Annotated in this window: 9 protein-coding genes; 2 read left to right on the top strand and 7 right to left on the bottom strand. The window is 71.9% G+C overall.

Going from position 1 to position 12411, the window contains the following annotated elements:
- Nucleotide 1: 1 nt before the first annotated feature.
- From sugE to MSPGM_RS06805, 4 genes are all read right to left on the bottom strand, one after another.
- On the bottom strand, nt 2-322 hold the full coding sequence (gene sugE, locus MSPGM_RS06820; RefSeq protein WP_003607143.1) for a quaternary ammonium compound efflux SMR transporter SugE: 321 nt from the start codon (nt 320-322) through the stop codon (nt 2-4).
- 136 nt (nt 323-458) lie between these two features.
- Nucleotides 459-2660 carry a penicillin-binding protein 1C gene (gene pbpC, locus MSPGM_RS06815; RefSeq protein ID WP_012752441.1) on the bottom strand — a complete coding sequence of 734 codons (2202 nt, stop codon included), beginning with the start codon at nt 2658-2660 and terminating at the stop codon, nt 459-461.
- 4 nt (nt 2661-2664) lie between these two features.
- Entirely contained in the window at nt 2665-7983 is a 5319-nt protein-coding gene (locus MSPGM_RS06810) for an alpha-2-macroglobulin family protein (RefSeq protein WP_012752440.1), read from the bottom strand.
- Between the two features lie 294 nt (nt 7984-8277).
- Nucleotides 8278-8724 carry a DMT family transporter gene (locus tag MSPGM_RS06805; protein ID WP_003605427.1) on the bottom strand — a complete coding sequence of 149 codons (447 nt, stop codon included), beginning with the start codon at nt 8722-8724 and terminating at the stop codon, nt 8278-8280.
- Nucleotides 8725-8901: 177 nt separating this feature from the next.
- Here MSPGM_RS06805 and MSPGM_RS06800 point away from each other — a divergent pair, with 177 nt between their 5' ends.
- Complete coding sequence (locus MSPGM_RS06800; protein ID WP_209688646.1) at nt 8902-10377, top strand: serine protease; 1476 nt, start codon at nt 8902-8904, stop codon at nt 10375-10377.
- Between the two features lie 98 nt (nt 10378-10475).
- Here the strand turns inward: MSPGM_RS06800 and MSPGM_RS06795 are convergent, their stop codons facing one another.
- The 3 genes from MSPGM_RS06795 to MSPGM_RS06785 all read right to left on the bottom strand — a co-directional run bounded on the left by MSPGM_RS06795 (nt 10476) and on the right by MSPGM_RS06785 (nt 12091).
- Entirely contained in the window at nt 10476-10631 is a 156-nt protein-coding gene (locus MSPGM_RS06795; protein ID WP_003603329.1) for a hypothetical protein, read from the bottom strand.
- Between the two features lie 112 nt (nt 10632-10743).
- On the bottom strand, nt 10744-11790 hold the full coding sequence (locus MSPGM_RS06790; RefSeq protein WP_003603327.1) for a cysteine synthase A: 1047 nt from the start codon (nt 11788-11790) through the stop codon (nt 10744-10746).
- Between the two features lie 67 nt (nt 11791-11857).
- Entirely contained in the window at nt 11858-12091 is a 234-nt protein-coding gene (locus MSPGM_RS06785; protein ID WP_003603325.1) for a hypothetical protein, read from the bottom strand.
- 137 nt (nt 12092-12228) lie between these two features.
- Between MSPGM_RS06785 and MSPGM_RS06780 the strand changes: the two genes are divergently transcribed.
- Entirely contained in the window at nt 12229-12366 is a 138-nt protein-coding gene (locus MSPGM_RS06780; protein ID WP_158022359.1) for a hypothetical protein, read from the top strand.
- Nucleotides 12367-12411 lie beyond the last annotated feature (45 nt).

The following is a 12411-nucleotide window of genomic DNA, read 5'->3' as shown; positions in this document are numbered from 1 at the left end:
GTCAGGCGGTGCTCGACAGCTTCATCAGCACGAGGCCGCTGACGATCAGCACCGCCGCCAGAATGCGGGTGGCGTTCATCGCCTCACCGAGGAAGGCGATGCCGACAATGAAGGCGCCGACCGCGCCGATGCCGGTCCAGATCGTGTAGGCGGTGCCGAGCGGCAGGCTGCGCATCGCCCAGGCGAGGCAGGCGAAGCTCAGGCCCATGGTGACGAGGGTGATGACGCTGGGCCAGAGGCGAGAGAACCCCTCCGACTGCTTCATCGCGAAGGCCCAGACGACCTCCAGCAAACCGGCGAAGACGAGAACGATCCAGGCCACGGCAGCCTCATGCGGTTCATGAGCCGGGCCGTCCCGGACTTCGGCCCTGATGGGGGAGGACGTTGCCTCGCGCGGGGTGAGCTAAAGTCTGAGGCACCGGAGTCACGTGTGCCATCGCACGGCGGCGGGCGAGGGGCTATTCCAGCCGCACCACCACGCTGTCGCTCGCGCCTGCCGCATCCATCACCGAGATCCGGGCGAAACCGGCGCCCTCCGGGCTCCACTCCGATTGCCGGCGCATTGCCTCGGCCACCGGCAGGCCGTCGACCATCCAGGTCAGCGGCGGCTGGCCGCCCAGGGCCTTGAGGGCAAGGCGGGCCTGCGCGCCCTCACCAAGGCCGAGATCGACCCGGGCACCGTCCGGCGGGTAGGCGATCTTGAGCGGCACGCCGAGCGTCGCGGCGAAGGTTTTCGGGGCGTCGCGGCGGATGTGGCGCAGCGGTGGGGGCAGGGCGGCGGTGGTGGCGACGAGGGCGTCGCGGGGCCGGGGCAGGGCTTCCGGCTCGCCGCCGAACCGGGCGAAGGCGTCAAACAGGATCGGGGCGGCGTGGCTGCGCCCGACGAGCCCCGGCACCGAGGCGCCGTCGGGGCGGCCGATCCAGACAGCAATCGTGACGCGGGCATCGAAGCCCACCGCCCAGGCGTCGCGGTAGCCGTAGGAGGTGCCGGTCTTGAAGCTGATCCGGCCGGGCAGGGCGTTCTCCGGCGGTGGGGCGCCGCGCAGGATGTCGGCGACGTACCAGGCGGCCACCGGATCGGCGACCCGCCGCTCCGGCTCGGGCGCGGCCGGCGTTCCATCGAGGCGCCGGGCCAGCGCCGGCACGGTGCCGGATCGCGCGAGCCCCGCATAGAGTCGGGCGAGGTCGGTGAGCGTGATGCCGAGCCCGCCGAGCGCCACGGGCAGGCCCGGTGCCGTGTCGCGCGGCAGCAGGATCGTCGCGCCGGCGCCCCGCAGCCGCGCGACGAAGCGGGCGGCGCCGACAGCGTCCAGAAGCTCGACCGCGGGCAGGTTCAAAGATTGCTGGAGCGCGACCCGCGCCGTGACCGTGCCGCGAAACCCCATGTCGAAGTTTTCCGGGGCGTAGCTCGCGGAAAAGCGCGCCGGGCGGTCGTCGAGGAGCGTTTCGGGATGGGCGAGCCCGTCCTCGAAGGCGAGCGCGTAGATGAAGGGCTTGAGCGCCGAGCCCGGCGAGCGCACCGCCTGCGTGGCATCGACGGCACCGGCGCGGGCGGCGTCGAGATAGCCGGCGCTGCCGACATGGGCGAGCACCGCGCCGGTTCGGTTGTCGATGGCGAGGATCGCGGCGGAGAGCGCCGGGCCGGCGGCGGTCGCGCGCTCCGTTGCCAGCGCCTCGAGGCTCGCCTGGAGGCGCGCGTCGAGCGTCAGGTGCTGCACCCGCGCGTCCGGGTCGGCGGCGTGGGCCTGCTCGGCGGCATGGGCCGCGAGCATCGGGAATTGTTTTCGCGCAACCGGCACCGGCTCCGCCTTGGCGGCCTGCGCTTCGGCGGCGGTCAGCACGCCGCGCTCGGCGGCGATGTCGAGCACCCGGTCGCGGGCGCGCCGCGCATTGGCGGCGAAGCGGTCGGGCCGGCGCGCCTCCGGTGATTGCGGCAGGGCGACGAGGAGCGCGCTCTCGGCAAACGACAGCCGGGCCGGCTCGCGGCCGAAATAGGCGAGACTCGCCGCCCGCACGCCCTCGACCGGGCCGCCATAGGGGGCGAGCGCGAGGTAGAGGTCGAGCACACCGGATTTGCCGAGGGTCCGCTCCAGCGCGACCGCACGGACCATCTGCCGGAGCTTTGCGGGGAGCGAGCGCTCGGCCCGCGGCTCGACGAGGCGGGCCACCTGCATCGACAGCGTCGAGCCGCCCGACACGATTTTTCCATGGGCGAGCCATTGCCACGCGGCGCGGAGCGTCGCCGCAGGATCGAGGCCGGGATGGCTGTCGAAGCGGCGGTCCTCATAGGCCTTGAGCATGGCGAGGTATCGCGGATCGATCGCGTCCGCGGTGACGGGCAGGCGCCAGCGCCCGTCGGCGGTGGCGAAGGGGCGCAGCAACTGGCCTTTGCGGTCGAGGATAACGGTGGAGCGGAGCGAGGCCTGGGTCAGGTCGAGGGGCGGGAGCGTCGTGGCGTAGCGCCACAGGGCGCCGGCCAGCAGAAGCGCAAGGGTGAAGATAAGAGAGAGAAGAACCCTCCCCCCTCTGCGGGGGAGGGTGCCTGCGGAGCAGGCGGGAGAGGGGGCGACGTGTCCGGAGAGGGCGTTCCCCTCTCCCGACCCGCTTCGCGGGCCACCCTCCCCCGCAGAGGGGGGAGGGCAGGCGGCGTCGGTGCTCATACCCCTACTTCGCCGCGGTCACCTCGACCGATCCGAACGCGGTGCGCCCGAACCGCTCGGGGCGGTACATATCCTCGACGCTTGCGCCCGGATGCACGTAGCTGCCGGGCGAGACCACGCGCACGGTGTAGGCCGCCGAGAAGAAGGCGGATTGCTCCGGCGTGCGGTCATAGGCGGCCACGAACCGGTCGTCGCGGAACTCGGTATGGACCGGCGCGACCTCGCTCTTGGCGAAGCTGAGGCTCGAGAGCGCGTCGGCGTCGAGGAGCTTCGGGTTGTCGATCTCCAAGCCGGCGGGCAGGCGATCGACCAGCAGCAGGCGCCCGGCGCTGGCCTTGGCCTCGGTCACTTTCAGCACCACGACGAGGCGGTCGTTCTGGCGGAGCGGCTTGGCCAGATCCACCGGGCTGCCGTCGAGCCGGTAGACGTTGCGCTCGACCGTGAAGCCCTGCGAGGCCGCCGGCTCCGGGGCGATCGGATTGCCCTGGACACCGATCGCAACCGGCACTACCTCGCGGCCGGCATTGACGATCCGCACCGGCCGCGCCTCCAAGGCGGGCGCCCGGTAGAGCCGCGAGAGCGGTCCGGTCTCGGTCTTTCCGTCGACGGTGAGCGCGAGGCTGTCGGATTCCTTGGCGAGGCTTTGGGCTGCCAGCACCATCCAGGCGTTCTCCTGGGTGCTGGTCGAGCGGCCGTCCGCCCGCTCTTGGCCGAGCACGGCGGCGACCGGTTGCAGCGTCGCTTGAGCAAACCCGGCTTCGGCCGAGAGCGCCAGCAGAGCAGCGCCGTCGCGCAGGCGCGATCCGTAATCGGCGCGATAGGTGCCCCGATCGCGCTCGGCCTGGAGCGCCTGCACCGCCGCCTCGAAGCCTTTTTGCGCCCGGCCGCGATCACCGAGGAGGGCCAGCGCGGCGGCGAGCTGCCCGCGGCCCAAGGGCGTGGCGAAATCGGTGAGCTTGGTGTCGGCGAGGTAGCGCAGATCCCCCATCACCGGCCGGCCGTTGCGGGCGAGCACGTAGGCCGCGTAGGCCAGATCCATGCCGCCATTCTCGACATTGGTGGTGTTGGCCACCGTGTTGCGCAGGCGGTCGAGCGCGCTGTTGAAGGCGGTCTGCGGTACGGCGAATCCCCGCTCGCGGGCGCGGGTGAGGAAGTCGGTGACGTAGGCGGCCAGCCACGTGTCGCCGGCATTCTCCGTGGACCACGCGCCGAAGGCCCCGCTCGAATCCTGGCGCGCCAGCACCCGTTCGATCGCCCCGCGCACCCGCTCGTCGAGCTTTCCGTCGAGGCCGAGCTTTTCCGTCGCCGCGAGCGCGTTGACGTAGAGCAGCGGCATCGCCCGGCTGACGATCTGCTCGGAGCAGCCATAGGGGTAGCGGTCGAGCGATTGCAGCAGGGCGGCGACGTCGATGCCGCCGAGGCGGTTGGCCGAGACGGAGACCGCCCCGGTGCCGGGCAGGATGTCGGCGAGCAGATCCGGCGTCAGGTCGAGGCCGGCGCCGGGCTCCAGCGGGCGCACATTGCGGCGGACCAGCGCGCCGGTGCCGGGATTGATCCCGAGCGCGAAGGACTGGCCGGCGCTGCCCTGGATGCCGGGGCCGGTGAGGCTCAGGTCGAGCCGGGCCGTGCCGGGGCCGGCGGCGGTGATCGGGATCACGAGCTGCCCCTTGGCGCCGGCCTCTAGCCGCATCGTGGAGCGCACCGCCTCGCCCGCCACCACGACGGGACCGGTGAGGTCGAGATCGACCGTGTAGTCGCCGGCTGCCCCCTCGACATTGTCGAGGGCGACGAAGAAGCGCGAGCGGTCGCCGACATTGAGGAAGCGCGGCAGGGTGCCGGTGAGCACCACGGGGTCGCGCACGATCACATCGGCCTGGGCTTGGCCCACCCTGGCCTTGGTCCAGGCGGTCGCCATCAGCCGGGCGGTGCCGTTGAAGGCGGGCAGTTCCAGCGGAATCCTGGCCGTGCCGTCGGCGCCGACCGTGACCACGCCGGAATAAAGCGCGAGCGGCGCCTGGGTCGGCGGGGCGTCGGCAAGTTCCGCCACGCCGCCGTCGCCGCCGGAGCGGATCGCGCCGAGCGTGCCCTGCATGCCGTCGATCAGGTAGCCCCAGAGATCGCGGATCTCGGGGCCGAGCGCCTTCTGGCCGAAGAAGTAGCCGAACGGGTTCGGCGCTTCGTAGCGGGTCAGGTTGAGGATGCCGACATCGACCGCCGCCAGCGTCACCCGCGCCTCCTCGCCGGGAGCGAGGCCGGCGAGCTTCACGGGCACGGTGAGCGTGCCGCGGGGGCGCACCTTCTCCGGCGCCTCGATCGCGACGGAGAGGCCGCGCTTCTCCTTATCGACGGAGAACCAAGCGACGCCGAGCGCCCGGCCCGGCATCCGCTTGGCCGCCTGGTCGAGCGGCCGGTAGGCGGTAGCGACGAGGTAGGCGCCCGCGCCCCATTCCGCCTTGACCGGAATGTCGACACTGGTGCCGCCCTCCGCGACCGTCACGTCCTGGATCTCGTGCACCCGGTCGCTGACGATGGCGAGCGTCGCGGTGCCGGCGAATTTCGGTGTGAGCCGGGCGCGCAGCCGCTCGCCGGCCGCATAGGCGCTCTTGTCGAGGGTGAGGTCGAGGAGATCGGGCACGTCGGCGCTCTCGGAGCCGCCCCAGCCGACGGTGAAGGACACGCTCGCCGCCGCCTGCGGCTGGCCCGGCACGCTCGCCTCCAGCCGGTACTGGCCGAAGCCCACCGGCACGGCGATGCGCGCAGGCGCCTCCGCCCCGATCGCCACGCGCCCGTCGGCGATGCGGCGGCTGGATTTGACCGGCTCGAAGCTCCAGCGCCCGTCGGCGCGGTACCATTGGTAGGTCCGATCCACCTTCGACAGCGTCCAGGTCACGCCGTCCTGTGTCAGACGCCGGCCGTCGGGCGCGGCCATGGCGACGTCGAAAGTGGCGGTCGCGTTCTCGGCCAGATCGCCGCCAAAATTCTTGCGGATCGCCAGCACAGGCTGGGCCGGCAGGATCGGCAGGGTCACGCTGCGGCTCAGCGCCCGGCCGCCGGGTTCGCCGACGGCGAGGGTGATCTTGGCCTCCAGCGCGCGGGGGGCGGCCACCTCCTGCACCGGCACGGTGATGGTGGCCTTGCCCAGCGCGTCGGTGGTGGCCTTGGCGTCGATCTCGGCGGTCGTCGCCTCCACCGCCTCGTCGTCGAGGCCGATGGAGAAGCCCTCCAACCCCTTGATGCCGGAATTGGCCGCCGCCTGAACCGCGACCGAGCCCGAGACGTCGAGCCCCGAGCCCGGCGCGCCGTAGAGGTAGCGTGCGGCGACATCGATCGTCGCGGCTTCACCCCGCGTCAGCGTCGGCGTCTTCGGGGTGAGGCTCACCTCCAGCCGCTCGGGGACGTAATCCTCGACGAGCCAGCTCGCCTCGCCGACCGGCGGCGCCTTCGGATCGGTATAGGCCGAGACCCGCCACGTGCCGTGCATCGCGCCCGCCATCAGCGGCAGGGCGAGCGAGCGTCCGCCGAGTCCCTCGTCGGCGACGGCCGCGCGGCGATACTCGACGCCGTCGGGCCGCTTCACCACCAGGGTCAGCGGCAGGCCGGCCACCGCCGCCCCCTGGGGATCGCGAAGAAGCGCGGTGAGCTGCACCGTCTCGCCCGAGCGGTAGACGCCGCGCTCGGGGAAGACGTAGGCCTCCGCGCCGCCGGGGGCCGGGCGGCCCTTCACGCCGCGGTCGGAGAGATCGAAGGCGCCGAGCGCCAGATCGAGGAAGCCGTAATCGTCACCGACCTGCGCCACCACGAGGCCAGGCGCCAGCCCACCCTCGCCGCGGGCGAGGCCGGCGGGGAAGGCGGCGTGGCCCTGGCCGTCGGTCTTGGCGGTCGCGAGCACGTCGTTGTTGCGGGCGACGAGCCGGATCTCGGCGCCGGACACGGTCTTGGCGCTGGCGAGCGAGCGGGCGAAGACGTGGACGCCGTCGCGGCCCTTGAAGGCGGTGAGCCCGAGATCGGAGACGACGAACCACTGCGTCGCCTGGGTCTCGTAGCCGCCGTACTCGTCCTCCGACGAATCGGTGGTGCCGGTGGGCTTGGCCAGCATCAGGTAGAGGCCGGGCTCCAGCTTGCCGACCGCCTGGAGTACGGGGAAGGCGGTGACCGCCTCGCGGTTGGTCTCGGCCTTGGCGGTGTCGAGCGTGCCCTTCCAGACCCGCTGGCCCTTTTGGTCGGCGATGGTTTTGGCCGTCGAGCCGCTGAGCTGGCTCAGGAAGTCTTCCGAGCGGAGCGCGGGCAGCAGGCCGCGGTCGCCGATGCGCAGCACCTCGACATCGAGCTTGTCGGCGTTGACCGAGACCAGCGGCACGCCGGCCTGACCGGTACGCGGCAGGACGTAGTTGCGGCCGGTGAAGCGCACCTGGGGCGAGCGGTCGCGAACGTAGACCTCGTAATCGGCCGATTTCAGCAGATTCTCGCCGACCGAGGAGGGCAGGCCCTGGCGCACGACGAAGGCGTAGCGCTCGGAATGCCTGAGCCCATCGACGCAGACCTGGGAGCCTTCGGCCGTGGCGGCGGCGTTGGCGGCACCCGAGACGGCGATGTAGGGCGCGTAGTCGGTCTTCGGGACGAGACTTTCCGAGAAGGTGAAGCAGACCCGCGGCGCGGCGGCGTCCGAATCGACCTTGTAGTCGAGGATGCGGAAGCCGTGCTCCTCGCGTAGCTTCTCGTAGGCCGCGCGGGTCTGCGCCTCGTCCCGGATCGCGAGGCTCGCGCGGTAGGCTTCCAGCGCGGACCGCCACTCGGACTGGGCCGCCTGGATCTCGCCGAGCCGGGCCAGGGCGCGGGCCTCGTCCGCAGGGTTTTTGGCGCGCAGGTAGCCCTGATAGGCGGCGGCGCTCGCGCGGCCCTTCAGCTTGAACCGGGCGGAATAGTCGGCGCGCTCCTCGTCGTTGCCCGCCGCATTCGCCGCGCTGGCGTAGTCGAGCCAATTCCGAGCATCATTCGGGTCGGCCGCGACGGCGGCGGCGCGGGCGTTGAGCTCGGCGTCGGGCTCCCCACCCTCGCTCTGGGCGGCGACCTCCGCCTCGCGCCGCCATTGCGCGGCGGTCTTGGCGCCGGGAGGCGCTTCGCTCTTGAGCGCGGTCTCCAACCGGACGCCCGCACTCGCCAGCGCCTCGCGCACAAAGGTCTTCGCGACCGGTGCAGTCGCCGATCTCAGGGGCGCCGTGGGGGGCGCGGCCGGACGCGGAGACTGGGCCAGGGCCGGAACACCGAGCAGCATCGCGCCGATCAACGTCGCACCGAGGTGCCCGAGACTTTTGCCTTGGGACATGCGCGCGTCTCCTCCGACCGGTGCGCCCGAAGCAGGGGCGCCCGCGGCCGGCACGCTATCACTTGCCGCGCCGGCCGCAACGCTGGCGCAGGGCCATCGCTTGAAGCAATGGCCCTGGTTTTCTTTCGGCCTCAAGTGCCGGCGGCCGCCTCCGCGGCCTCAGACTATCGCTCCGCTCAGTGCTTTCCGGGGCTAACGCCCCAAAAAGTCCGCTCCGCGCGGCGCTCTTCGCGCCGCGAAGCCGCTCAAGCGGCTTCGGGCGATGGCCCCGCGGGCCATCGGTGGAGGTGGGCCTCAGAAGAGGCAGATCAGGGCGACGCCGGCCAGCAGAAGCAGCGCGCCGCCGAGCCGCGGCAGGTTCGCTTCGTGGACCGGCACGCCGAGCAGCCCGAAATGGTCGAGGGCGAGCGACATCAGCATCTGCCCAACGATGAGGAGGGCGACGACCGCGGCGGCGCCGATGCGCGGGATCAGGAAGATCGCCCCGACGACGTAGACCGCGCCGAGCAGGCCGCCGGTCCAGGCGTACCAGGGGGCGCGGGCGGCCGCGTCGAGCGAGGGCAAGGATTCGCGCAAGGTCAGCGCCAGGAGGCCGACGGCGAGACCGCCGACGGTGAAGTTGACGAATCCCGCCCAGAGACCGGAGCCGAGGTCGCCCCTCAGCCCGGCATTCACCGCCTGCTGGACCACGAAGGCGACACCCGCCAGCGCCGCCGCACCGTACAATCCGATCTGCAGCACAACCCGCCCTTCCGAATGCCTTGAAGTCCTGCGCCAAAGCTGTCGCCCGGGACCTGTCCGTCCACCGGCGTGCGATCACGATCCCGCAGGACGGCTCTGCGCCGCGGCTTGTGGGGGCACGCTCTGGCTGGCATCATCCCCCGCACGACGAATCGAGCGGTGGTGATGACGGGACGGATGAGAGCTTTTCGCACCGGCCTACCGGCCCTGCTTGCCGCCGGACTTGCGACGGGCGCCCTCGCACAAGGGACCCTCCCACCGGCCGCGCCGGCCCGGCCGAAACCTGCCGCTGCCCCCCAACCCGCTCCTGACCCCGCCTTCGAAGCGGCGCGGGTGGCTTTCGAGGCCCTGCCCGAGGCGGAGCGGCGGGGGCTGCAAGATGCCCTGGTCTGGACCGGTGACTATAACGGCGTGACGACCGGGGCCTTCGGCAAACGCAGCTTCGAGGGCATCCAGACCTACCAGACCCGCACGGGCGCCGCCCCGACCGGCCTTCTCACGCCACCGGAGCGCGCGGCGCTCAAGCGCGAGGCGGAGGAGGCCCGGCGGGCGGCGCGCTTCAAGGTCCAGCCCGATTCGGCGAGCGGCGTGGTGGTCGGCGTGCCGGAGGCGCTGCTGCCGAAAAAGAGCGCGATCCCCGGCGGCACTCGCTGGCAGAGCGCCGACGGCCGGGTGACCCTCGACACCAAGTCGTTTCCGCAAGGGGAGACCAGCCTCGACGCCCTGTTCGAGCGCGCTATCGCCGCGATGCCCGGCCGCAAGGTCACCTACAAGCTGAAGAAGCCGGACTTCATCGTCATCACCGCCGAAACCGCGGGCGGGCGCTCCTATCTCCGCTACGCTGAAGGCCCCCAGGGCATCCGCGGCTTCACCCTCGGTTACGACAGGGCGCTGGCGGACACGGTCGATCGTCTCGTCATCGCAGTGGCCAACAATTTTTCACCGTTTCCCGAGGACGCGCCGGCTCCCACCGCTCCGACGGCGGCCACCGGCCCGACCCCTCGCACGCCTGCCTCCGGCCTGGCGGCCGCGCCCGCAGTACCGCCGCTGCCCGGCGTGCAGGCGGAGGCGCGCCCCGCCGCGACCGGCCTGCTGCTGGGCGGCGGGCGGGTGCTGACGGCGGCCTCCGCCCTCGAATCCTGCGCCGCGCCGCGCATCGGCGGTGCGGCGGCCCGGATCGAGCGGCGCGATGCGGCGGGCAGTCTTGCGCTTCTGTCCGCCGAGGGGCTGGCGGGCGGTGCGCCGCCACCGCTCCGCGCCGAGCCGGTGAGCGAGGGCGAGGCCCTGCTCGTGCTCGGTGCCCAGGCGAAGGGCCGCCCGAGCGTCGCCCCTGCCACCGCTGCCGTCGAAGGCGTTTATGCCCCGCTCCAGCCCGGTGCCGCTGGTGCGCCGGTGCTCGACCGGTCGGGCCGGCTCGTCGGACTCGTCGCCCGCTTTCCCACCGCACCTCGCCTGATCGCCGGGGTGATGCCGCCGACGCGCTATGCCGTCGTACCGGGAAAGGCCGTGGCGGCGTTCCTGGGCGAGAGCGGCCTGCCCGCCGGAGCGGGCAAGGACGCGGGAAAGGATCTCGCGAAGGGCGCGGCAACCACGCTGGGCGGGGCGGCGGCGCCCGTTCTCGACGCCGTCGTTGCCATCACCTGCGCCCGGTGAGGGGCCGTGCCGGGCCTTAGTGTCTCTCACAAAACTCCCGCTGCGCTGTCATCGCCAGAACGAGAACGGTCAGAGACCGGGAGTTTTGTGAGGCACTCTTAGACCCGGTTCGTCACCAGCAGCACGATCAGGATGATGATCAGCAGGCCGCCGAGGCCGAAGCCGGGGCCGCGGAAGCGACCGCCGCCGTAGAAGTTGCCGCCGCCGAACAGGAGCAGGATCAGCAGGATCAGGAGGATGGTGGTGATGGTCATCGGCGGAAGCCTCTTTGGTCCGCCCAGACCCCTTTGCCTGAGCGCCAACAGCAACGCTTCTGCCGGCGATTTCGTTCAGCCGGCTCGGGTCTTATCCCGCGGTCGTCGGGCCTTAGGCCTGCCAATCCGGCAGAGCGCCCCCGGTCTCTGCAAGCCAAGCGGGAATCGGCAGGCTGCGCTCGCGCAGGAAGGCGGGGTTGAACAGCTTCGAGGCGTAGCGCGCCGCCCCGTCGCAGAGGATCGTCACGATGGTATGGCCGGGCCCGAGTTCGCGGGCGAGCCGGATCGCGCCCGCCACGTTGATGCCGGACGAGCCGCCCAGCGACAGGCCCTCCTCGCGCATCAGGGCGAAGATGATGCCGAGCGCTTCCGTGTCCGGAATCCGGAACGAGTGGTCGGGCGTGAAGCCTTCGAGGTTCTTCGTCACCCGGCCCTGGCCGATGCCCTCGGTGATCGAGGAGCCTTCGGCCTTGAGCGTGCCGGTGCTGTAATAGGCGTGCAGCGCCGAGCCCTCGGGATCGGACAGGGCGATCTTCACGCCGGGCTTGGCCGCCCGCAGCGCCTCGGCCACGCCCGCGAGCGTGCCGCCGGTGCCCGCCGCGCAGACGAAGCCGTCGACCGCGCCACCGGTCTGCGCGAAGATCTCGGGGCCGGTCGCCTCGATATGGGCGCGGCGGTTGGCGGTGTTGTCGAACTGGTCGGCGAAGAAGGCGCCGGCCGCTTCCGTTTCCGCCAGCCGCTCGGCGAGGCGGCGGGCGGCGTGGACGTAGTTGTTCGGGTTGGCGAAGGGGACGGCGGGCACCTCGACCAGCCGGGCGCCGGCGAGCCGCAGCGTCTCCTTCTTCTCCGCCGATTGCGTCTCCGGGATCACGATCACGGTGCGGTAGCCGCGCACGGAGGCCACCAGCGCCAGCCCGATCCCGGTATTGCCCGCCGTGCCCTCGACGATGGTGCCGCCGGGCCGGATCAGGCCGCGCGCCTCGGCATCCCGCACGATCGAGAGCGCCGCCCGATCCTTTACCGAGAGGCCGGGATTGAGGAATTCGGCCTTGCCGAGGATGGTGCAGCCGGTCTCCTCTGAGGCGCGGCGCAGCCGGATCAGGGGCGTGCCGCCGATGGCAGCGAGCACGTCGGGCGAGACGGCGGAGGATGCGGACATGCGGTGCGGCGGCCTTCCTGAGCGCCCGCGCGGGGCGGCGGATCAGGCAGGCTTAACCAACCGATTTTCAGGAATCCAGGTAGCCCGCCTCCCGCAAGGCGTCGGCGACGGCAGTAAAGAAGGGATCATCTGCCGCGGCGTCGTCCTGCGACAGCGTTCTTCCCCCGCCATCGGATGCGGTCTCGCTCCGGTCGAAATCCCGGAAGTCCTGCGACTCCGCCGGGTTTCCGGCCGATGCCGCGGATGCGCCGAGCCCGAACAGGCCGGCCGCGGTGAGGAGGGTCTCGTTCAGGGAGATCATGGCCGGCTCCTGTCTCGAAACGAGACGTCGCCAGCCTAATCGGTTAATGAAATCTTAGCAATATTGAGAGGCTGAGCCCAAGACAGCGTATCGGCCCTCGTCGCTCCGGAGCGGCGGGGGCAGCGTAGAAGACGATCATGCCGCGGGTGCGGGCCGCTCTTGACGCCGCGTTCATCGCCGTCGCCGTGCAAAAGACCGCCGCGCGGCGCCTGCTTTTCAGAATTTCGCTTCCGCGGTTCGGCGAGCGGAGCGAAAACCCCGACCATCCGGCCTGAGCCCTTCCGGCGGCCATCCGGCGCTTTCGGTTCAGCTCCGGTTCA

The sequence above is a fragment of the Methylorubrum sp. GM97 genome, from assembly GCF_024347855.1.
Lineage (GTDB): Bacteria > Pseudomonadota > Alphaproteobacteria > Rhizobiales > Beijerinckiaceae > Methylobacterium > Methylobacterium extorquens.
Note: the sequence above shows the minus strand (reverse complement) of the source record. Positions and strands in the feature narration are given on the sequence as shown.

What these genes read in the sequence shown, in the direction of transcription:
- pbpC (WP_012752441.1), bottom strand. Translation starts at nt 2,660, where the DNA reads ATGAGCACCGACGCCGCCTGCCCTCCCCCCTCTGCGGGGGAGGGTGGC.
- MSPGM_RS06810 (WP_012752440.1), bottom strand. Translation starts at nt 7,983, where the DNA reads ATGTCCCAAGGCAAAAGTCTCGGGCACCTCGGTGCGACGTTGATCGGC.
- MSPGM_RS06800 (WP_209688646.1), top strand. Translation starts at nt 8,902, where the DNA reads ATGAGAGCTTTTCGCACCGGCCTACCGGCCCTGCTTGCCGCCGGACTT.
- MSPGM_RS06795 (WP_003603329.1), bottom strand. Translation starts at nt 10,631, where the DNA reads ATGACCATCACCACCATCCTCCTGATCCTGCTGATCCTGCTCCTGTTC.
- MSPGM_RS06790 (WP_003603327.1), bottom strand. Translation starts at nt 11,790, where the DNA reads ATGTCCGCATCCTCCGCCGTCTCGCCCGACGTGCTCGCTGCCATCGGC.
- MSPGM_RS06785 (WP_003603325.1), bottom strand. Translation starts at nt 12,091, where the DNA reads ATGATCTCCCTGAACGAGACCCTCCTCACCGCGGCCGGCCTGTTCGGG.
- MSPGM_RS06780 (WP_158022359.1), top strand. Translation starts at nt 12,229, where the DNA reads ATGCCGCGGGTGCGGGCCGCTCTTGACGCCGCGTTCATCGCCGTCGCC.